The 21,671-nt window shown below is 43.9% G+C and carries 16 protein-coding genes and 1 tRNA gene; 7 read left to right on the top strand and 10 right to left on the bottom strand.

All coding sequences use genetic code 11. The annotated features are described in order from the left end of the window. Window positions 1-26: 26 nt before the first annotated feature. The 3 genes from M3180_RS12715 to M3180_RS12705 are packed head-to-tail and all read right to left on the bottom strand — an operon-like array spanning window position 27 to window position 6,055. The gene (locus M3180_RS12715) at window positions 27-1,235 is read right to left on the bottom strand and encodes an acetyl-CoA C-acyltransferase (RefSeq protein ID WP_251668006.1); all 1,209 of its coding nucleotides are present in this window, start codon (window positions 1,233-1,235) and stop codon (window positions 27-29) included. 19 nt (window positions 1,236-1,254) lie between these two features. After that, a complete protein-coding gene (locus M3180_RS12710; protein WP_251668054.1) occupies window positions 1,255-3,693 on the bottom strand; it encodes a 3-hydroxyacyl-CoA dehydrogenase/enoyl-CoA hydratase family protein in 2,439 nt (812 codons plus the stop codon). Between the two features lie 7 nt (window positions 3,694-3,700). Then, complete coding sequence (locus M3180_RS12705) at window positions 3,701-6,055, bottom strand: (Fe-S)-binding protein (RefSeq protein WP_432806934.1); 2,355 nt, start codon at window positions 6,053-6,055, stop codon at window positions 3,701-3,703. Between the two features lie 203 nt (window positions 6,056-6,258). On the opposite strand from M3180_RS12705, the gene M3180_RS12700 reads away from it, so the two are divergent. From M3180_RS12700 to M3180_RS12690, 3 genes are all read left to right on the top strand, one after another. After that, the gene (locus M3180_RS12700) at window positions 6,259-7,086 is read left to right on the top strand and encodes an electron transfer flavoprotein subunit beta/FixA family protein (RefSeq protein ID WP_251668002.1); all 828 of its coding nucleotides are present in this window, start codon (window positions 6,259-6,261) and stop codon (window positions 7,084-7,086) included. A gap of 1 nt (window position 7,087) precedes the next feature. Continuing rightward, window positions 7,088-8,089, top strand: coding sequence for an electron transfer flavoprotein subunit alpha/FixB family protein (locus M3180_RS12695; protein WP_251668000.1), 1,002 nt, complete (start codon window positions 7,088-7,090; stop codon window positions 8,087-8,089). Between the two features lie 94 nt (window positions 8,090-8,183). Further along, window positions 8,184-8,260: transfer RNA gene (locus M3180_RS12690), tRNA-Asp, on the top strand. Between the two features lie 129 nt (window positions 8,261-8,389). Here M3180_RS12690 and M3180_RS12685 read toward each other — a convergent pair. The 7 genes from M3180_RS12685 to M3180_RS12655 form a co-directional block, all read right to left on the bottom strand. Beyond that, window positions 8,390-9,052: a hypothetical protein gene (locus M3180_RS12685; RefSeq protein ID WP_251667999.1), complete on the bottom strand. Its 663-nt coding sequence runs from the start codon at window positions 9,050-9,052 to the stop codon at window positions 8,390-8,392. Between the two features lie 342 nt (window positions 9,053-9,394). After that, entirely contained in the window at window positions 9,395-11,479 is a 2,085-nt protein-coding gene (locus M3180_RS22915; RefSeq protein WP_251667997.1) for a methyl-accepting chemotaxis protein, read from the bottom strand. A gap of 177 nt (window positions 11,480-11,656) precedes the next feature. After that, window positions 11,657-12,691 (bottom strand): LacI family DNA-binding transcriptional regulator, encoded by a 1,035-nt coding sequence (locus M3180_RS12675; protein WP_251667994.1) that lies wholly within the window; start codon window positions 12,689-12,691, stop codon window positions 11,657-11,659. Between the two features lie 93 nt (window positions 12,692-12,784). Continuing rightward, a complete protein-coding gene (locus M3180_RS12670) occupies window positions 12,785-13,621 on the bottom strand; it encodes a carbohydrate ABC transporter permease (RefSeq protein WP_251667992.1) in 837 nt (278 codons plus the stop codon). Continuing rightward, window positions 13,621-14,463 (bottom strand): carbohydrate ABC transporter permease, encoded by an 843-nt coding sequence (locus M3180_RS12665; RefSeq protein WP_251667990.1) that lies wholly within the window; start codon window positions 14,461-14,463, stop codon window positions 13,621-13,623. Before M3180_RS12665 ends, M3180_RS12670 begins: the two co-directional genes overlap by 1 nt. A 91-nt stretch (window positions 14,464-14,554) precedes the next feature. Then, window positions 14,555-15,922, bottom strand: coding sequence for an ABC transporter substrate-binding protein (locus M3180_RS12660; RefSeq protein ID WP_251667988.1), 1,368 nt, complete (start codon window positions 15,920-15,922; stop codon window positions 14,555-14,557). Between the two features lie 325 nt (window positions 15,923-16,247). Continuing rightward, window positions 16,248-16,901, bottom strand: coding sequence for an adenine nucleotide alpha hydrolase family protein (locus M3180_RS12655; RefSeq protein WP_251667986.1), 654 nt, complete (start codon window positions 16,899-16,901; stop codon window positions 16,248-16,250). Window positions 16,902-17,009: 108 nt separating this feature from the next. Here M3180_RS12655 and M3180_RS12650 point away from each other — a divergent pair, with 108 nt between their 5' ends. Genes M3180_RS12650 through M3180_RS12635 form a run of 4 tightly spaced genes read left to right on the top strand, consistent with a single transcriptional unit; the run spans window position 17,010 to window position 21,646 of the window. Continuing rightward, window positions 17,010-19,409, top strand: a complete 2,400-nt coding sequence (locus M3180_RS12650; protein ID WP_251667984.1) for a Na+/H+ antiporter subunit A — start codon at window positions 17,010-17,012, stop codon at window positions 19,407-19,409. 2 nt (window positions 19,410-19,411) lie between these two features. Beyond that, the gene (locus tag M3180_RS12645; RefSeq protein WP_251667982.1) at window positions 19,412-19,837 is read left to right on the top strand and encodes a monovalent cation/H+ antiporter subunit B; all 426 of its coding nucleotides are present in this window, start codon (window positions 19,412-19,414) and stop codon (window positions 19,835-19,837) included. Next, entirely contained in the window at window positions 19,837-20,175 is a 339-nt protein-coding gene (locus M3180_RS12640; RefSeq protein WP_251667980.1) for a Na(+)/H(+) antiporter subunit C, read from the top strand. The genes M3180_RS12645 and M3180_RS12640 overlap by 1 nt, the downstream gene beginning before the upstream one ends. Then, window positions 20,168-21,646: a Na+/H+ antiporter subunit D gene (locus tag M3180_RS12635; protein WP_251667978.1), complete on the top strand. Its 1,479-nt coding sequence runs from the start codon at window positions 20,168-20,170 to the stop codon at window positions 21,644-21,646. The genes M3180_RS12640 and M3180_RS12635 overlap by 8 nt, the downstream gene beginning before the upstream one ends. Window positions 21,647-21,671 lie beyond the last annotated feature (25 nt).

The raw sequence follows: 21,671 nt of genomic DNA, 5'->3' as shown, positions 1-21,671 counted from the left end.
GACTCACTCCTTCATTTTGTAGTGCTTCAGCTTGAATACACCTCAATGAGCCCTGCTGCCCCCATTCCGCCACCAATGCACATCGATACGACACCTAAGCCCCCGCCACGACGGGATAGCTCATGAATTAACGTAACGGACAGCTTTGAGCCTGTGCAGCCTAATGGGTGACCTAATGCAATCGCCCCGCCATTCACATTGACACGCTCCAGCGGGAGCTGCAGCTCTTTAATAATCGGGATACACTGTGCTGCAAAGGCTTCATTGAGCTCGAACAAATCAATTTGATCTACATCTAATCCCGACTTATGAAGCAGCTTAGGTATAGCCCTTATTGGACCAACCCCCATAATCTCTGGTGCAACACCTGCGACCGCATAATGCCTAAAGGCAGCCATCGGCTTCAATCCAAGCGATTCCGCCTTCGCCCGGCTCATGACAAGCACTGCTGCAGCACCGTCACTCATCTGCGAGGCATTGCCTGCGGTAACAGAACCATTAAGGACGAAGGACGGCTTAAGCTTGCTGAGCTTTTGCACGGAAGTCGTTGCCCGAACACCTTCATCCTGTTTGAATTCAAAGCTGCGTTCCACATAACGCCCTTGATCGTTCAATGTAGATCGCGTAACGACGACAGGGACGATCTCATCTTCAAAGGCACCAGAAGCGATAGCCCATGCCGCCTTCTGATGACTGGCTACTGCAAACTCATCCTGCTCCTGACGAGTAACGTCATATCGTCTAGCCACCTCCTCAGCTGTATGCCCCATCGTCATATACACCTCTGGCATCGTGTCAACGATATCTGGATGAGGCGACAATCTCCAGCCCGACATTGGCACGTGACTCATGCTCTCAACACCACCAGCAATGATGACGTCTGCTTCCCCTGTGCGAATACGCTCAGCAGCGTAGGCAATAGATTGCAGTCCCGAAGCGCAGAAGCGATTAATTGTCACGGCTGGAACATCCTGAGGCAGCCCTGCGTATAGTGCGATCGTTCGGGCCATATTCAAGCCTTGTTCGCCTTCTGGCATTGCACAGCCGATAATGACGTCCTCTATCTCATCAGGCTGCAGGCTGGGCGCCTTTGCTAGCAAACCTTGAATAACCGTCTTGCCTAGATCTTCGGCTCTAACCTCAGCCAAGCACCCCTTCTTAGCCTTGCCAACAGCTGTTCTAACGGCAGCAACGATTACAGCATCGCGCTCCCCAACATCGAAGTAACTACTCATCCTTTCCCCTCCCTTCAGACTAATTTCGCAGAGGTTTACCGTATCGAAGCATATGACTCATTCGCTGCTGTGTTTTCGGTTCCCCACATAAGCTTAAAAATGCTTCGCACTCCAGCTGCAGCAAATACTGTTCAGTTACAAGTGCTCCCGAAGGCACATCGCCTCCGCTTAGTACATGTGCCAGCTTCGTTGCGATCTTCTCATCATGCTCACTAATATAGCCACCAAGCTTCATATTCTGAATAGCCAGCTTCATAACGGCCTTTCCTTCACGACCCGCTACAGCAACAAGCTCCTCTGCTGGCGGTACATACCCTGCAGCATCTAGTCTTAGCACTTCCTGCTTAGCTTCGAATATTCTCGACTCGCCGCGCAGCAGTACACGATCCTGAGGTCTTGCATAGCCGAGCCTTGCAATCTCGAATCCGCTTGTGGACGTTTTTGCAAGGGCGATGCTTTCAAACAAACTATTCAAATGCGGCTGCAGATCACCAGCTAGCAGCTTACGCTCAACACGACCATTCGGCCCTGCTCCGTGCGCCGCTCGTTGCATCGCTAGTATCGCCGCTTCCTTGCTTCCGCCCCCTGCCGGTATTAAGCCGACTCCAGTTTCTACTAGACCGAAGTAGGTTTCAGGTGAAGCGACAATGATATCTGCTGGCAAGCACGCTTCTACTCCTCCGCCAAGCGTCATGCGATGAGGCGCTGCAACAACTGGCCTAGACAAACGCTTGAGCTGCAGCATGCTCTGCTGGAAAAGCATAATGATATCCTCGACCTCATCCCACTCCTCATTCATCGCCTCCATTAGCAGCAGCATGAGGTTCGCTCCAACGCAAAAATTTTTACCTTCGTTTGCGATAACTAGACCGCGCCAATTGCGCGTTGTCTCATGACAGGCATATCGAATAGCTGATAAAATATCTGAGCCAATTGCATTGCTTTTGGAATGGAATTCTAGCGCCAGCACCTCATCCCCTAGATCTATTAAGCTTGCTTCTCGATTGCTCCATACGGTCCCCTTCTCTTCCTTAATCCGGGCAAGCTCAATAATTCCTTCCTCTTGCTCCTGCAGTACGTAGCGCTGCTGATGAACATAGAAGGTGCTTCCGAGCTCATGCTTGTAGAACGACTCATTCCCTTCTGCAATCCATGCTTCTACCCAATTAGGCAACTGATCGCCTTCGGCCTTCATTCGTTCTGCTACTGCTGCGAGTCCAAGCGCATCCCATAGCTCGAATGGACCAAGCTCCCAGTTAAAGCCTAAGCGCATTGCCTTATCAATATCTGCGATATGTTCCGCAATCTCGCCGACTCGCTCTGCCGCATACAGCAGTGTTGCCTTAATCGTCTTCCATGCAAATTGCGCATGAGGATGCTCAGGCACTGCACCGATTAGTGCTTTGACCTTGCCTTTAGCGCCCTTCGCTTGCTTTGCTGCCTCAATCACTGGTGATGTTGGCTTTGTGCTTGGCGCATAGGTCATCGTGTCTAGCTGAAGTGATTCAATATAGCTGCCGCCATCGCTGCCCTTGAGCTTCCGATAAAAGCCTGCACCACTTTTTTGTCCTAATGCACCCTGCTTCACCAGCTGCTCCAGAAGAGCTGGTCTAGTGAAGACCGCTCGTTCTGTCTCATCCTCACTGCTTGAATGAACATTATCGACGACATGCAGCAGCGTATCGAGACCGACGAGATCTAGCATGCGATAGGTCGCTGTTTTAGGTCTCCCCATAGCCGGACCCGTCAGTGCATCGACTTCATCAATTGTTAAGCGATGCTGAAGTGTTTCCTGTAGGGTAACGAGCATGCCGTAGGTGCCTATGCGATTAGCAATAAAATTCGGAGTATCCTTTGCCTGCACGACGCCTTTGCCAAGACGCTGCTGGCATAGCCACGTTAACGCCTCCGTTACGGCAGGCAGCGTTTCTTCCGTTGCAACAAGCTCTACTAATGCCATATAACGAGGCGGATTGAAGAAATGCGTAACTGCGAAGTGCTGCCTCATCTCCTTGGAGCAATGCTGAATCATCACTGCGGCAGATAAACCGGAAGTATTCGTGCTTACAAGGGTGCCTTGCCTACGATATTGATCGATCCAGCTAAATACGTGCTGCTTAATATCAAGCCGCTCAACGACTGCTTCTACAATCCAATCCATCTCATGAAGCAGCTCACCATCGTCCTCCATATTCGCAGCATGAATACGTGAACTGAAGCTAGCATCGTACAATGGTGCGGGTTTTTGCTTGACCAGCTGCGCGATAGCGGAAAGTGATAAGCGATTGCGAACCTCAGCACTCTTCAGTGTTAAACCCTGTGCTTGCTCTTGCTCTGTTAAGGTAGACGGTACAATATCATAGAGCCACACCTCAAAGCCGCTATTGGCCATATGCGCAGCAATACCTGAGCCCATAATACCTGAGCCAATCACCGCAACCTTGCGTACTTCGGTCATTTTTACGTTACTCCCCTTCACGATTAGCACCCCTTTCCTCAGATTTAATCGTATGGACACTACTTGGTATCGTTCCATCTCCTAGCACGCTCGCTGCAAGCAGCTCCGCAAAATCTCGCGTAACAATGTTCTCATGCTCGAGGAGTGCCTTGACACCATCCTCCATCATCGTTAGACAATACGGGCAAGCCGTACTAATAACTGATGCGTTCGTATCGAGTGCTTGCTGCGTACGAGCATAGTTGACTCTTGTGCCGCTATGCTCCTCCATCCACATCATGCCTCCACCAGCACCGCAGCACATCGCGTTATCCCTGCTTCGCTTCATCTCAACAAGCTGAACGCCAGGAATGCTGGAAAGTATTCTACGTGGTGCATCGTAAATATCGTTATATCGCCCAAGGTAGCAGGAATCATGGAGAGTAATTTGCTCAGACAGCGAGAACTGCGGAATAAGCCTCTTTTCTGCTATAAGCTGATCGAGCAGCTCGGCATGATGCAGCACCTCGATATGCTGAGGCATTCCTAGGTCTGCATATTCCTTCTTGAATGTGTGGTACGTATGTGGACAAGGTGTAACGATACGCTTTATGTCGTAGCGTGTGATGGTCTCAATATTTTGCTGCGCCAACTCCTGGAACAGCATCTCATTGCCTATTCGACGCGCAGTATCTCCAGAGCTTTTCTCCTCTAGGCCAAGCACAGCAAATGTTACCTCTGCGTGATCCAGCAACCGTATCAAATCATACAGCAGCTTACGGCTGCGGTTATCGAACGAGGCCATGGAGCCAGCCCATAGCAACAGCTCAGGAGCTTGCTGATCAGCCTCGCATTCCTTCATCGTTTTCACTTTAATTCCTGTTCGCTCATAGCAATCCGCAATCCAATCTGCGCGTTGGCTGCGGCTAATGCCCCATGGGTTGCTTTGTCGTTCAATGTTCTGAAGTGCACGCTGCGCATCACTTGGCAGGCTGCCCTCCATAAGGACAAGATGTCTCCTCATGTCTATAATCTTATCTACATGCTCATTGCCAACGGGACATTGCTCTTCACAATTGCGACACGTTGTACAGGACCAGAGCTCCTCCTCTGTCATCACATCACCGATTAGCTTCAGGTCGTCAATCGGTTGCTGTGCGTTCCATGTCCATCCAGCTGCCTGCTGCTTCATCGTTAAGGATATATCTGTGCAATATGGACTTTGGTGATCGGAAGCGTTTCCACCTCCTGTTGCTATACCGCTATCCACTCCAGCTGCTCCATCTCTCGTTCGAAGATCCGTCATGTTCTCTACCCTTACGTCTTCCGTCTTCATTACATGCGCTCCAACGCGATAATCACCGATACCGTGAGGTGGATGCTCCCATATTCCTTTAGGCAGCCATGGAGATTTGGAGGTGAGAGCAGCTCCTTGTTCCGTGAGATGATCACGCAGCTTAACAATCATATGCATGGGCGACAATAACTTTCCGGTTGCGGCAGCTGGGCAAACCTCGGTACAGCGACCGCATTCTACACATGCATACAGGTCGAGCAGCTGCTTCTGATTGAACTGATGAATATGCCCAACTCCAAAGCTTTCCGCTTGCTCATCCTCGAGATCAAGTGTTGCGAGTTTACCGGTTGGCTCGTCACGCCGAAGCCAAAGATTGATCGGTGCAACGATAAGATGAAAATGCTTCGATTGTGGAACGTAGATAAGGAAGCTAAGCAAAATAACTAGATGCAGCCACCAGCACACCTCATAGCCAACAGTCGCAGCTGTGCTTCCCACTACCACACCTGCAGCTTCCAAACCTTTTGCAAGCAAGGAGCTGAATGGTGAATATCGCTCAGCAAGCTGCTGCTCGTGTAGCAGGCGCTCAAAGCTCAAGGTAAGCAGGACGCTCAACATCAGTGATCCGATAAACCAGTAAACGATTGAAGGCTTAGCTCCTCGCTTTAACCGCTTCAGCCTTTCGCCATATCTGCGAAATGCGCCGAGCAGAACTGCAAGCAGCACTAGAACAACGATCCATTCCTGTGACCAAATAAAAACAGCATAAAGTGATGGCCAAGGAATTAGCGGTACTTCCAATAAGCCTTGAAGCATAATGTCAATGGCACCAAGCTGCAGCATAATAAAGCCATAAAAATAAAAGAGATGCAGTACACCGCTTTTCACGTCATTTAACAAACGCTTGTGCAGCAGCACCTCTTTACTTACCCGAGCCAGCCGAGGTCGCTTCATCCTTGACCAGCTGACTGGCACTCCAAAGGACAAGTAGGCAAGCCTGCGTCTTATCACCTCGATAAACATCCAGACCGAAGCACTAGTTACAATGAGAGCAAGTATCAGCTTAATGTAAGCTATTCCGTCCATCATGCTCCTCCTTTCCACTCATCGTGCGAGCTCTGCTTCATTTATATGAGCTTATATGAGCGATCATGCGTAAGGAAAAGCGGTCTAATTTAAATCATGCTGTCATATGGTAGCACTAGCCCATCGTACGTCTTGCTATAGATGTCTCGGCAGTGAAGGCCGAGCTCTTTGAATGTACATTTATTGAAGGGAGCTGCTCTAGTATGAAAATCATCGTACTTATGAAGCAAACGTTTGATACGGAAGAGAAGGTGGAAATTACGAATGGCATGATTGAGGAGCATGGCGCCAAATTTGTCATCAATCCTTATGATGAATATGCGTTAGAGGAAGCACTTCGCATCAAGGAGCAAAATGGTGCAGAAGTGATTGCCATTACGGTTGGTCCAGAACGCAGCAGCGTTGCTCTGCGTACGGGGCTTGCCCTTGGCATTGATCAGGCCATTATGATCTGTGATGCTGAGCATGGGGATCATAGCTACCGTATTGCAGCGCTGCTTGCTGAGGTCATTAAACCGCTGAAACCAGATCTGATTCTAGCTGGTCTGTTTGCTGTTGATTCTGGAAGCGGAAGCGTTGCACTTCAGGTTGCTCAGCTGCTGCAGCTCCCTCATGCTTCAGCTGCAGTTAAGCTTCGCTTGGGAACCGCAGAAGAGCTTCTTATCGAGGACGCACCATGGAGCGGTACACTGGCCCTCGTTGACCGTGATGTCGAAGGAGATGTGGAGACAGTCGTTATCCCTCTACCTGCCGTCGTCACCGCTCAGCAAGGGCTTAATGACCCGCGCTATCCATCACTTCCTGGTATTATGAAGGCGAAAAAGAAAGCCATTATTGAACGCTATCCATCAGAGCTGTTAGCTGAGGTTAATCAGGACGACTTAAGCTCAAGCCTTACGGTACGAACCGCTTTGTTCCCTCCTTCGCCGCGCAGTGCCGGCAAGCGGTTATCTGGCGATGGCTCGCAGCAGACGAAGCAGCTGCTGCATTCCTTGATTGAAGCTAATATTATTCAACGAGGAGGTAACTAATATGGGCACATCCATTCTCATCATCGCTGAATTAAAGGGCAGTACACTGCGACGCGTAACACTAGAAGCTCTTGGAGTCGCAGCCGCTTTACTTCATGAACGATCAGGTGATATCGCTTGCTTCTTAGCAGGCAGTAATAAGGCTGATCTGGAGCTAGCCTCCAAGGAGCTGGCAAGACACGGAGCTCATCACGTTTATGTAGCGTCTGGGGAAGCACATCAGCCCATTCAGGCTCTTACCTCTTTACCACCGATATTATCTATCATTAAGGAGCTGAAGCCGCAGTATATTATTGCGGGACATACCGCCTATGGACGCGAGCTTGCACCACGTCTTGCAGCCGAGCTGAAAGCTGGTTATATTGCTGATATTATTTCGATGGAGGAGTTTGAGGGTCAGCTGCAATTTACTCGACCGATCTATGCTGGTAAGGCATTTGAAACTCGTACGTTTCATGGGACATCACCACATCTATTAACGATTCGCCCTAACAACTTTGCTCCTGCATCTGTAGCTGATGACGTAGAGCAAGCAAATGTCGAGCCAATATTTATTACTGAGGAAGCGGCTACTCCGCTGCCTTCCATCGTCAAAAATGTGGTGCAGCGAATGAGCAGCAGCATTGATCTTACAGAGGCAGAGATCGTTGTGGCAGGTGGTCGCGGTGTGAGGGGCAGTGACGGCTTCAAGCTGCTGCAAGCTCTTGCAGATGAGCTCGGGGGGGCTGTAGGTGCCTCACGTGCTGCTTGTGATGCAGGGTATTGCGATTACAGTTTACAGATCGGGCAAACGGGTAAGGTCGTTACTCCGCAGCTTTACATCGCTTGCGGCATAAGTGGAGCAATCCAGCACTTGGCAGGCATGAGCCAGTCACGTACCATCGTTGCCATTAATAAAGATCCAGATGCACCAATCTTCTCGATTGCGGATTATGGTATTGTCGGTGATTTGTTCGAGGTTGTACCGCTTTTAACGGCAGAGCTGAAGGCACTTCATCAATAGATTAATAAAAAAATAATAGATTACTAGAAAATGTCTTGCTATTATCTATTCATTCATGGTATATTATTTCTTGTCTTTCAAAGATAAGAAATACGGAGCTGTGGTGTAGAGGCCTAACATGCCTGCCTGTCACGCAGGAGACCGCGAGTTCGAATCTCGTCAGCTCCGCCATCTAAAAACGTTAAGAGTCCAAGAGGGCTCTTTTTTTTTTGTTTTAAATAACTGATAACCATAACAAACTGGAGCTATAATTGTTAGATATCTAACAATTATAGCTCCAGTTCAGGTCGATTGACTTCGTTATTTTCCTACTCCAGACAGCACGATTACTGTCGGGTACTCAACTACCTTACCATCATGTGTTTGATAAAGAAGCTCCTTAATTCCTTTTTCTTTTTCCTCTGCTGTCTGCTCGCTTCCATAAGTATATTTATCGTACTCCACTTCGGTAATAAGCCATGTTCCACTACGCTTCTCCAACGAATACTTCTTAGCTATTGCGGTGAACGGTTGATCATTCAACTCTTTATTTTCAAATGTGTATATGTTAACTTGATTGGACTGATTTCCTTCATACACATCCGATATACGAATTGTTGTAATAAGCTTATCCATACCCAATCCACGAATAATATTAAGCATATGTTCTTTGTGTTTGTCGTACTCCTCTTGCGGCATATTCACCATATCATCTCGAGTGTAAGTTGCATTATCATAACCGAATACGGTCTCTTCGCCGATTGATGCCATGTAATCCTCACTTACAATTTCGTTTATATCATTATGATATTGTTCATATGATTTGTTAAAGTAGATGAGATCATATTCATTCTCTTCAACTGTCTTCACATGTTCCACCATCTGTTTTTTCTCCGATTGACCCATTGATGTATCAGAAGTACACGCCGCTAATAAAGTAATAATCAATAGAAAAATAACACATAATGATTTTTTATGTTTCATTCCAAGCCCCCTTTTTTCTAGCATACATAGGATGCTGAAGTTTGCTGATTGTATCCGCCATAGCAAATAGACCCAATTTAAAAATATATTTAACTATTGGATAAAGGTGTGCTCAAATTCCTTGCCGTCTATATAACGAGTTCAAACTAATTAATGTTGCAAAAATTGGATAAAGCCCCATTATAACGCTTAATATATACTTCAACCTAATAGCCAATAACTAAAAAAGAGAGACTCTGAAAGTCGTCTTAATTGACTTTCAGAGCCTCTCGCTCTAGCTATAGCAAGCGCCATTAGCAGTGCTTCTTTTTTATTGGTCCCTGATGATAAGGTATGTGCTTGTTAGATTTTAAAGCGAGCGATGCGCTCCATCAGCTCTTGAACCATTACCGACAGTGATTCGGAGGAGGTTGCTACTTCCTGCATAGAAGCGAGCTGTTCCTCTGATGCTGCAGCAACCTCAGCTGCCACATTCATCGTGCCATTAGCATTACCTGCAAACTGCTCAACGGTTGCAGCTACATCAATCGAGCCAGCATGCAGCTCCTCCGCTGCTGCGGACACTTCAGAGATTTGCTCATTCACACGCTGCACCTCTGCATTGATGACAGAGAATATTTGACCTGCCTCATGCACAGAAGCAATACCTAGCGCCATTTGCTTCGTACCATTTTCCATTGCTGCAGAAGCTGTTAGCGTGTCGTTATATACCTCTTCAATTAACGCTGCAATTCCTTCGTTTGCTTGCTTTGTTTGATCAGCAAGATTACGAATTTCAGAAGCTACTACGGCAAAGCCTTTGCCATGCTCACCGACACGCGATGCCTCGATTGCCGCATTAAGTGCTAATAGATTTGTCTGCTGGCTAACCTTTGCAATTAGATCTGTAATTTGCTTGATCTCATTAGATTTTGCAGTAAGCGCAGTAACCGCCTCATTGGAATTCTCGACAGATTGCTGCAGTTCGATCATTTGATCCACCGTTTGCTGCATTTTCTGTTGCCCAACGACCGTATTCTCCTCAGCAATTTGTGATGATTGTGCTGCCACCTGGGAGGACTCTGCAATACGCTCAATTCCAGTAGCCATTTCCTTCATCTCTGCTGACGTTGTCAACGACTGATTATGTTGTGCTTCTGCGCCAGATGCTACGTGCTCGATTGCTTGTGCAATGTTTTCAGAGGCTTTTGCCGTCTGCTGTGAGCTAGCGGACATTTGCTGTGACGTTGCACTGACATTAAGACTAAGGTCAGTGACATGACGGAACATGTCGCTCAATTGGTTGCCCATATGATTAAAATTATTGGCCATCTCGCCGAATTCGTCCTTAGAGCGTATATCAAGACGTTGCGTCAAATCACCATTTGCCATTTGCTGTAGACTACCATTCAGCTTATTTAGTGGTTTAAGTACTAAGAAACGAACAAGTAATATGCTGCTTACTATAAATACGATAACCGTAATTCCAGAAACAATCATCGATATTGTTCGAGCTTGAAATACATCACCTAGAACATAATCTTTAGATGTGACAATTTCAACATACCATGTATCCTCTTCATTAATAAACGGCAATGAAATAAAGTGTTGAAGGGTGTCTTTGTTTTCAATTTCGATCGTTTCGCCATTTAATAATTTTTCTAAATTATCGCCTAATTGAGCGGTATCTACTCTTTGTCCCAGTAGCTCTGGATTACTACCATTCGCAGCGTAATAGCCATTCTGTGAAAGCAAAGCGACACTGCTATTATCTGTTGTATATTCCATCGCACTTTCCTGTAATGCACTAAGCGATATCATGTAGCCAATGACACCAATGATCTCATTGTTCTTATTATAGACTGGCGCATTAATAGAAGTATAAAGTAACGGGCTGCTGCTTGTTCCATAGTTAACAGGATCAAGTCTAGTTAACTCGCCACGCTCTTTTGTTTTCACGTAAAATTGTGCCAAGTCACCTTCCTGCAAATTGGTTAGAGGCGAACGTATTGAGCCTTTTCCAGACTGGATAATGCTGATCGCAAATCGTCCAGGGTCCTGTTCATTCTTATAGAGCTGTGTATATTGATATTCATCGTCCTTGTTATCAAAAGCATTCGGCTCAAATGCTATATTGACATAGAAAACAGACTCGTTTCCTTGCATATAATTTTCAACGAGAGCAATGATATCCTCACGTGTTACATTACCCATATTTTGCAGCTCAGTAATTGTACTGGATAATGTGGTCAATGAACCTGCTTGTTGATCTATAAAGCTTTGAAATGATGCTGTGTAGCCTTTACTGGCTTCGACTGCTTCCAAACTGGCTTTCTCATATCCTGCCTTTTCCATTTGCATCATCATAATGGTCATTAATATAACATTTGTGATGAGAAAAATGCTAATTAATGTGGCAATGAGCTTAAATGATAGCTTTAGTTTCACTTGATGCCGCTCCTTTTATTTATATCTAAAATAATTTCCTCTTACTATATCGTCAAATTGTTTTTTTTATATTAGGAAATTGACCATAAAACAAAAATATTGCTAGGAACACAAAAAAAGGCTATCCCTTGATCATTGAAGTATGACCTTAGGGACAGCCCTATTTTATATTTAAGTTTATTTTTTTCTTATTGCTGTTGAAGACCGCTCTTTAAGCTCCGCTGGAAACTTTTTTTGAACATGAGTAACCTTTTTATGAATAAGATCAAAAATGATTTTTATTGCTTCTTCAGCCATTTCGGCAATAGGTTGTTCAATCGTTGTAATGGAGGGATGGTAATAATATGCCATGTCCAGACCATCGAAGCCAGCTACAGCACATTGCTCAGGTATACTTATACCTGCTTCAAGCAGCGCTTTGCTAGCGCCAATCGCCATGGAATCAGAAATTGCATAAATTGCTGAAAAATCAATACCTTCATCAATCATTTCCTTCGTTACAGCATAGCCGTTTTCCATCGAATAGCTTTCCAAATGTGACTTCATTGGACGAATAAGCTGCTCATCTAAAGCAATGCCGTGATCCTCTAGCGCCTGCTTATATCCCAAATAACGAAGCTGACCTATACTGCGATCACGCATAGATGCTGAGATAATTGCAATCCGTTGATGTCCTTGCTTGCACAAATAATCGACCATCTTATAGCTTTCAGCATAATCGTCTATAGAAACATAGGAATAATTGTAGTTATCGAACTCTGACGATAGCCCAACCGTACATAGAACATAAGGCACCGTGAGCTTTTCAAGCTTTTCCTTTGAGTGAGACAAGTATCCGCCAAGAAAGATAATTCCCTTTAGCTTTTTTTCTTTTATGAGCTCATTCGCTACATCAATCTCATCTTGGTGCTCATAGACACGATGTAGAATGAAAGAATATTTTTTTTGTTGAATACCTTTCTCGAACAAATCAATCATTCGAATAAAGAAGGGGTTGTTTATCCCTTTGATTAGTACAGCAATCGTCTTAGAGGCTGTTCGTTTTAAATTTCTCGCGTTATTGTTCGGAACGTAATTGTTTTCCTTTACAACCTTCATAATCATTGCCTTCGTCTCTTCACTGATATCAGGATGATTATTAATGGCACGCGAGACAGTCGTAACGCCTACTCCACAAATTTTGGCAATATCAATAATAGTAAGAGAAGCCATATGCACTCTTCCTTCTAAGCTTTTTTCGATGCTAAGATACACAACTTAGTGTATAACATAACACTTACTACTTTATTCGCCAATAGGTAAGCCTTATCCTTTTACAGCACCTGCTACAACACCTTCGATAATGTACTTTTGGCAAATGAGATAGAATATGATGATCGGGATAATCGCAAGCACGAGCATCGCCATCATAGCCCCCATATCTATCGAACCATATCCACCCTTCAAATATTGAACAGCGATTGGAATGGTTTGATACTCTGTACCAATTACGAGATATGGCAGTAGATAGTCATTCCAAACCCACATTACGTTAAGAATAGCTACCGTTATAGCGATAGGCTTTAGAATCGGTAAAATAACTCTAAAGAACATCTCGATTGGGCCGCCGCCATCAATCATAACCGCTTCCTCAATCTCAAGCGGAATCGACTTCACGAAGCCACTGAACAAGAATACAGATAGACCTGAACCGAAGCCGAGATATATAAGCAGAATGCCAACTGGATTATCTAATCCAAGGACATTCGCTGTTTTTGTCATCGTAAACATAACCATTTGGAACGGTACGACCATTGAGAACACAAACATGAAAAATAGCGCACTCGACCATTTCGTTTTCACTCGAGTTAAAAACCAGCCTGTCATCGATGTGAAAAATACAATCGCTGCTACGGACAGCACTGTAATAAACAAGGACATCCCAAAGGCAGAGAAGAACCCTATTTTTTGAATGCCGCTTGTATAGTTTTCTAGACCAACGTAAATATCACCTGTTGGGAGCTTGAACGGCGCATCGTTAATAAAAAACTTACCTTTAAAGGAGTTCATTAAAACAATTAATATTGGAGATAGAAAGGCAACTGCCAATACTAAAAGGACTAAAAATAGAAACGGTCTATTTTTTTGTGTATCATCCACCATTAGTTTTCAATCTCCCTTCTTCTTGTAATGCCAAGCTGAATAACAACAATTAGTGCTACCATAATAAAGAACATGACCGCTTTTGCTTGACCTACACCTTCAAATCCAGCCTTGCTGTAGAATGTGTTAAATATATCTAGAGCAAGCATTGTCGTTTGTTTTGAAGGGGCACCTGCAGTTAATGCAAGGTTCTGGTCAAATAGCTTAAAGGAATTAGATATCGTTAAGAACAAGCAAATCGTAATCGATGGCATAACAAGCGGCAAAATAATTTTACGAAGAATCGTTCCACTCGTCGCTCCATCAATTTTTGCTGCTTCAAGCTGCTCCTTCGGCACGTTTTGAATCCCTGCAATATAAATGATCATCATGTAACCAATCAGCTGCCAGTTCATGAGTACAACTAGTCCCCAGAATCCATACTTCGGATCGGAAGTAAGGGTAACGTCGAATTGATAAAGAATCCCGTTAATAATCAACTGCCAGATATAACCTAGTACGATACCACCAATTAGGTTAGGCATAAAAAAGATTGTACGGAACACATTCGTCCCTAATACTTTCTTCGTTAATAATAACGCTAGTAAAAATGCAAGCACGTTAATTGACACGACAGAAACAACGGTAAACTTCGCTGTAAACCATAATGCTTTCAAGAAATCTGGATCCTTGAACGCCTTCACATAGTTGTCTAGACCTACCCATCTTGCATCGGTTACTGTTGTAAATTCAGTAAAGGATAAATATATGCCTAGAACAAATGGCACGACGAAAGCTACTGTAAATGCAATTAATGTCGGCAATGCAAAGAGGGCAAAATATTTTTTAATCATCTTCTGCATAGCTTTGTCTCCTGTTCTGTTATGGCGTGTAAAGACATATGTCACTATGCGGTAAACCGAATAGTGACATATGCTTCATTACGCGCATAAACTACTTCGCTTTTTCGTTTTTCCACGACTCTACGACAACTGCTGATACCTCTTCCCAAGTTTTAGAACCTTGAGCGTATTCAAGCAATGCGTCACCAAAGTCATTCTTAAAGTCTTCACTTGGGAATGCTGCAAATGTCCAAACTACAGCTGTTGTGTCCTTGTTCATCCATTCCATAACTTCTGCTGCAAGTGGATCTGCTGGTTTTTCTTCATCTGTGAACGTATTGAATGGTGCGATGAAGCCAAGATCATTCGTTACATATGCTTTACCTTTGTCACTGCTGAACAGCCACTCTAGGAATGCAACTGATGCTTGTTGTTTCGCTTCCGATGCTTTGCTATTGATTGCTAAGTAGTTCTCTGTTCCAATAGCAAGACCTTGCGTTTCTTCGCCAGCTACACCTGTGTAAATTGGCAGGAATTTAATATCCTCTTGATTCACTACGTTACCGCCCACTTCAGCGATTTGATTCCAAGCCCAGTTACCGTTTTGTACCATCGCTGCTTGACCAAGTGCAAACTCAGCCATGGAGTCAGCAACAGATTTTGAACCTAATAGTGTTGGTTTTACTGTAGAGTTGTTGATGTATAGATCAAAAATGTTTTTGAAGTTGTTGCCATACGTAAACTTAATTTCATCTGCTTCTAGACCAGCAAGCACTGTGCTGTCATAGCCGCCGATATCGTTGAACTCATAGAATAAAGGAATGTTCGCTAAATGCGTTTGCCATCTCCATTGCTCGCCAGCACTTAAAGAAGTAGAAGCGAATACACCTTTAATGCCAAGCGCATCAGCATTTGCTTGCATATCTTCAACAACCGCTTTCAATGTATCGAAATTATTAACTTCCTCCATTGAACTAACGCCTGTCGCTTTGTTTGGAAGAGCGAAGTAATTTTCCATTATCGCGTTGTTGTAGATAATACCGTAGCCTTCAACTACGTAAGGAATACCATAAACGCCATCACCATCAGTTACCGCTAGGCTTGGGTCAGAGAGATAGCTGTACAGCTTCGTATCTTTAAGATCTAGTGTGTAGTCCTTCCAAGCATTGTAGCCGATTGGACCGTTGATTTGGAAAATCGTTGGAGCTTCAGATTTAGCCATTTCGGATTTCAAGCGTGTTTCATATGTTCCTGCTGCTGCAGTTACCACTTTAACTTTAACACCTGTTTCTGCTTCGTAATCCTTGGCAATTTGCTCATAGACTGTTGCAATTTCAGGCTTAAAGTTTAAGAAATAGATCGACTCAGCGCCTCCTGAAGATGTGCTGCCACCATTCTTATCGTTGTTGTTGCCGCAAGCTGCAATAAAAACTAGTGAAGCGACAAGCAACAGACTTAGTACTCTGTTAAACTTTTTCATTCTAAAAAATCCCCCTCTAAAATGAATAAATATTGTGAAAGCGTTGTCCGGAAAGGTTATCGGAAACGGTACCGAAAACGATTCCATTGACACAATACTATCATAGCTTCAAGTTGATGACAATTACCTTTTAAAACTTTTTATTTAGCCTGACCTTTGTAAACTTTGTCGAATTCACTCTAATTTTGTCAATGTGCTGTAGTCATTTAATATCGTATCCATGACGTCACTATCCTATGCTTCCTTAAAAAAATGAAACGAAAAAAAGCCGCAAACGTATTACAATACGATGCGACTTTTGTATGTCGATGCTGTAGCTATGCATTTATATATTGACATGCTGATTGATGTCTTTTACGTAATCATCCTTTATTTTTACTTCAATCATATCTTCATCCTTCAAAAATTTGAAAAGTCCGTTGTTGAAGTCCGTTCCTACTTCCTTATAGAAAATACCTTCATATATGGCATGCTGGGTATGATTAAAGCAAAGTTTGTAGCCTTCATCAGCTTTAAGAAGATATGCACGAATTCCTTTTTCGTAAAAACCATCAACATTTTTAATATCACGTGAGACAGAAATAATATGGAGATCTACATATGGAATTTCATTTAGCAATACATTAATGAAAGAGCCTTTCGTAATCTCTTCCCAACGATTTTGTGCTGTTTGCCCGAGTACGACCTGAGTGATTTTCTTATCTGCGGCTACTTCGCCAATAACCTTTGCAACTGGACGTTTTTCATTATACTTGATGATAAATTCGGCGCCATGCTCGTGAGCTAGCTTTTTCCAGGCTGCAATATAATGAATCTTTTCGATGTTCCACTCATCCTCAGGTTGAGAGTCAACCGTAAGCACATATAGCGGGCATTCTAACATAGCTGCGAGCTTACCGCCTCTTCGAATAAGTCGTTCGCCGTTTGGTCCATAATAAACACAGACCAGTATGCATTCATTCACACCTGTAGTCTTCATGGTATTTATTCACCTCAACTTAATATTAGTTTTAGCCTACATAACTAGGGTGCTCTTGTCAATGAAGTTATTGTATAATAAATAGAAATTAATGAAGGAGGAAGTTATTTGTCGACCTTACATCTTGCGATTTTACTGCCCTTTATATTTGTTGTAATAATACCATTATTATACAAATATACACGAGCTATACATACTGGCTGGATAGCTCTAGTAGTGCCGGTCACCTTGTTTGTATACTTTATGCAATATTTTTCAATTAACAAGGCGATTGATCCGATCACTGTAACTGTCCCATGGATTCCTTCCATTGGGTTAGGTTTAACCCTTTATTTAGACAGTCTTTCCTTGCTATTCGCATTACTCATTACGGGGATTGGCACACTTGTCGTACTGTATTCGATCTTTTATTTGTCGAAGGATCGTGAGCGACTCAATCATTTCTATGCCTACTTAATGCTCTTTATGGGAGCAATGCTCGGCTCGGTGTTATCTGATAATCTTTTGCTACTATACAGCTTCTGGGAATTGACAAGCGTTTCATCCTTCTTACTTATTGCATATTGGTACCAGCGTAAGAGATCTAGATACGGTGCTCAAAAATCATTATATATTACGATGACCGGTGGTTTTTCTATGCTGCTCGGCTTCATCATTCTATACGCAGCATCTGGAACGTTTAGCATTCGCGAGATCATTGCTATGGGTGATGCCGTTACAACACATGCTCTGTTTATTCCAGCAATGTTTTTCATTCTGTTAGGAGCATTTACGAAGTCAGCCCAGTTTCCGTTTCATATTTGGCTGCCTGATGCGATGGAAGCACCTACACCAATTAGTGCTTACCTGCATTCGGCAACAATGGTCAAGGCTGGAGTTTATCTTGTAGCTAGGCTTACACCGATCTTCGGCGCGTTTTTAGAGTGGTCATGGACGATAATTATCGTCGGTATCGTTACTCTAGCGATGGGCTCATTCAACGCATTGAAGCAATATGACTTAAAGGCACTGCTTGCATATTCCACAATTAGCCAGCTAGGCTTAATTATGAGCTTGTTAGGTGTCGGATCGCTGTCGATGAATAGCAACTATGCTCCTTATAGCGAGTATTTCATCGCTGCTTTCGTTGCTGCCATTTTCCACTTAATCAATCACTCTGTGTTTAAGGGAAGTTTATTCATGATGGTAGGTATCCTTGACCATGAGACAGGTACTCGAGATATTCGTAAATTGGGTGGCATTATGCATCTGATGCCGATATCGTTTACATTTACGATGATTGGTGCATTCTCGATGGCCGGTCTACCGCCGTTTGGTGGGTTTATTAGTAAGGAGATGTTCTTTACAGGCGTACTATCGCTTGCAGAGCATTCAAATGCGTGGATTACGATCATTCCGATCATTGCATGGATAGCTAGTATTTTCACCTTTATCTACTGTATGATCATTATTTTCAAATCGTTCACGGGCACCTATCATGAAGATTTATTAGATAAGAAACCACATGAGCCGCCTTTTGGAATGTTAATATCGCCTGCAGTACTTTCTATACTTGCAATCGCATTATTTTTCTTCCCAGGGCTTGTTGATACGTCAATTATCGAACCAACCGTGAAGGAAATGGCGCCTGTGGCACCTTTATTTATAGAGAATCCTGACTGGCATGTCCATATTAGTGCTTGGCATGGTTTTAATCTCGAGCTTGTGATGACGATTGGTATTATATTGCTTGGAACATGGCTTTACCTTACGTATGAAAAGTGGAAAACTCCGGTTTTCGACTTAATTCCAAGACACCTAAACTTATTTACACTTTACGATAAAGCGATTGAAGGAATGGAGAAGACGGCAACGCGCATTACAAAATCATATATGACTGGTTCAACTACTCATTATTTAAGCTATATCTTTTCATTCCTTATTATTGCGGCGTTAGCCACGCTCATCGGTACCGGCTCCTTTGTTCTAGATACGTCTCAGGATTCGCCGATTGAATGGTATGAGCTTATGCTTGGTATCGCAACCGTCATCGCAGCAGTCTTTGTTCTGTTCTCAACTTCGCGCTTAATGTCTATTATGGGCATTGGCGTAATTGGCTTTACGATATCACTATTCTTTGTTATTTTCCGAGCACCGGATCTGGCACTAACCCAGCTTGTCGTTGAAACAATCTCGACTGCATTGTTCCTATTATGCTTCTACTTCCTGCCAAAAATGAAGGCAAGTGTAGAGTCGATCCGATTCAAGCTGACGAATGCCATCATCGCAATTGGTGTGGGCTTAACACTTACATTGTTAGGATTATCTGCTTACGGCTATCGTGTATTCGAGCCGATTGCTGAATACTTTTCAAATTCCTACGAACTAGCTGGCGCTAAAAATATCGTCAATGCAATTCTTGTTGATTTCCGTGCCTTTGATACAATGCTGGAGATTGTCGTTCTCTTCTCTGCAGGTATTGGAATCTATACGTATATTAAGCTACGCTATGCAGGAAGGAATGATTAGACATGAAGTTCACCGATGTATATTTACAAACAGCTACAAAAATTTTAGTTTTTATCATCATGACGTTCTCCATATATGTACTGTTTGCGGGTCACAATAATCCGGGTGGAGGGTTTATCGGAGGTCTAATAACGGCCTCTGCTCTAGTTCTGCTTTATATTGCTTTCGATCTGCAGACCGTTCAGGAGGTCTTCCCTGTAGATTATAAGAAGCTTGCTGCAACCGGTGTGTTAGTATCTGTATTGACTGGTGTGGGATCTCTTGTGTTAGGTGTGCCTTTTCTTTCACAAACATTCAAATACGTCGAGCTCCCTTTCCTAGGGAATACTGAGCTTACAACCGCAATGATATTTGACCTCGGGGTATATATGTGTGTTGTAGGTACTACGATGACGATTATTACAAGCATAAGTGAGGATGACATCTAATGGAAACGTTTATGATTATATTATCTGGCATCCTTTTTACGATAGCTACTTATCTCATATTGAATAAGAACTTTTTGCGCATTGTCCTTGGTATTACATTATTCAGTCACGCTACGCACATGATGCTTATGGCCATTAACGGTCTAAAGCGAGGAGCTGCTCCGCTGCTTGGTGAGCATGCCGATGCTTATACTGATCCCATTCCACAAGCGCTAATCTTAACATCCATTGTTATCAGCTTTGCACTTACAGCACTGCTGCTCGTTCTCGGCTACCGCACGTATATTGAGCTGGGAACAGACAACATGAAAAAGCTGAGAGGAGAGTCGCATGAGTAATTTACTAATTTACCCGATCATTATCCCATTGCTGATGGCTATGGTGCTCGTATTTTTCCGCGATCGCATTAAGCTGCAGCAGTGGCTTACCGTGCTCAGTCTTCTCGCAACGATTGGCGTCTCACTCTTTACCGTTTACTATGTATCGACTGAACAAATTCTAGTACTCGAATTAGGCGGTTGGTCTGCACCATTCGGTATCGTTCTCGTAGGGGATATGCTTGCTGTCGTCTTAGTTGCTGTAGCGAGCTTTGTAACACTCATGTGCTTGCTTTATGGCTTTCAATCGATAGATACCGGCCATAAGAAGCACTTTGTATATCCGATGATTCTTGTCTTGCTAACTGGAGTCAACGGCAGCTTTTTAACAGGAGATATTTTTAACCTCTTTGTATTTTTTGAGGTAATGCTCATCTCATCCTATGTACTCATTGCCTTGGGCGGTAGAAAAATTCAGCTGCGCGAGTCCATGAAGTATGTCATCATTAATATCATAGCTTCAACGCTTTTCGTTATTGCTACCGCTTATCTGTATGCTGCGACCGGTACGCTCAATCTGGCGCATCTGTCCGAACGAATCGCTTTAGCTGGTCAAGATGGTTTACTGACTGCCATCAGCTTTTTATATTTGACGGTATTCGGATTGAAATCAGGACTCTTACTGTTCTTCTGGCTACCAGGCTCATATAGTGCACCACCTCCGCCTATTGCTGCATTGTTTGCCGCATTGCTTACGAAGGTCGGAGTGTATACCATCATCCGTACATTCACGCTGCTGTTCTATCACAAGCCAGAAATTACGCATACGGTAATGCTATGGATGGCGGCGCTCACGATGATATTGGGGGCATTGGGGGCAGTATCGCATTGGGAGATCAAAAAGATTCTATCCTATAATGTCATTATCTCTGTCGGCTTCATCTTATTCGGGGTTGCGGTTGGTACGGAGCAATCCTTAAGCGGTTCTTTCTACTACTTAATTCATGATATGCTGTCTAAAGCGCTGATCTTTATTACAGGTGGAGCAATCATCAATATATTCGGCACAGACAAGCTGAAGGAATTTAGTGGACTTATCTTATTTCGTCCACTGCTCGGATGGCTCTTCTTTATCGGTATGCTCGCGCTTGCAGGCGTTCCACCGTTAAGCGGCTTTATTGGCAAGGTCATGATATTGCAAGGTGCAATTGCTGCTGGCGAGCTGGCTGTATCCATTATCGGCTTAATCACTAGCTTAATGGTGCTTTATTCTATTCTGAAAATATTTATTCACAGCTTCTGGGGTGAAACCTTGATGAGCGAAGGGCAGGAATACTCCACAGGTAAGCACGCACTGCTTCCAGGGACGATATTAGTTGTTTGTATTGTTGCAATGGGTCTTGGCGCCGAATGGGTGAATACATACGTTACTCAAGCTACCGAGGTCATGGTCAATCCAAACCTATATATCGAGGCTGTTCTCAAGCAATAAGTCCTTGATTCAACCTAAGTAAAAG

This window comes from Paenibacillus camelliae (assembly GCF_023715345.1).
Lineage (GTDB): Bacteria > Bacillota > Bacilli > Paenibacillales > Paenibacillaceae > Pristimantibacillus > Pristimantibacillus camelliae.
This window is presented reverse-complemented; position numbering and strand designations above follow the sequence as displayed.

Excerpts from the sequence above, each read along its gene's own strand:
- M3180_RS12695 (WP_251668000.1), top strand. The coding sequence starts at position 7,088 with ATGGGCACATCCATTCTCATCATCGCTGAATTAAAGGGCAGTACACTG.
- M3180_RS12660 (WP_251667988.1), bottom strand. The coding sequence starts at position 15,922 with ATGAAAAAGTTTAACAGAGTACTAAGTCTGTTGCTTGTCGCTTCACTA.
- M3180_RS12675 (WP_251667994.1), bottom strand. The coding sequence starts at position 12,691 with ATGGCTTCTCTTACTATTATTGATATTGCCAAAATTTGTGGAGTAGGC.
- M3180_RS12635 (WP_251667978.1), top strand. The coding sequence starts at position 20,168 with ATGAGTAATTTACTAATTTACCCGATCATTATCCCATTGCTGATGGCT.
- M3180_RS12715 (WP_251668006.1), bottom strand. The coding sequence starts at position 1,235 with ATGAGTAGTTACTTCGATGTTGGGGAGCGCGATGCTGTAATCGTTGCT.
- M3180_RS12700 (WP_251668002.1), top strand. The coding sequence starts at position 6,259 with ATGAAAATCATCGTACTTATGAAGCAAACGTTTGATACGGAAGAGAAG.
- M3180_RS12640 (WP_251667980.1), top strand. The coding sequence starts at position 19,837 with ATGGAAACGTTTATGATTATATTATCTGGCATCCTTTTTACGATAGCT.
- M3180_RS12665 (WP_251667990.1), bottom strand. The coding sequence starts at position 14,463 with ATGCAGAAGATGATTAAAAAATATTTTGCCCTCTTTGCATTGCCGACA.
- M3180_RS12645 (WP_251667982.1), top strand. The coding sequence starts at position 19,412 with ATGAAGTTCACCGATGTATATTTACAAACAGCTACAAAAATTTTAGTT.
- M3180_RS12705 (WP_432806934.1), bottom strand. The coding sequence starts at position 6,055 with ATGGACGGAATAGCTTACATTAAGCTGATACTTGCTCTCATTGTAACT.
- M3180_RS12670 (WP_251667992.1), bottom strand. The coding sequence starts at position 13,621 with ATGGTGGATGATACACAAAAAAATAGACCGTTTCTATTTTTAGTCCTT.
- M3180_RS12655 (WP_251667986.1), bottom strand. The coding sequence starts at position 16,901 with ATGAAGACTACAGGTGTGAATGAATGCATACTGGTCTGTGTTTATTAT.
- M3180_RS12685 (WP_251667999.1), bottom strand. The coding sequence starts at position 9,052 with ATGAAACATAAAAAATCATTATGTGTTATTTTTCTATTGATTATTACT.
- M3180_RS12710 (WP_251668054.1), bottom strand. The coding sequence starts at position 3,693 with ATGACCGAAGTACGCAAGGTTGCGGTGATTGGCTCAGGTATTATGGGC.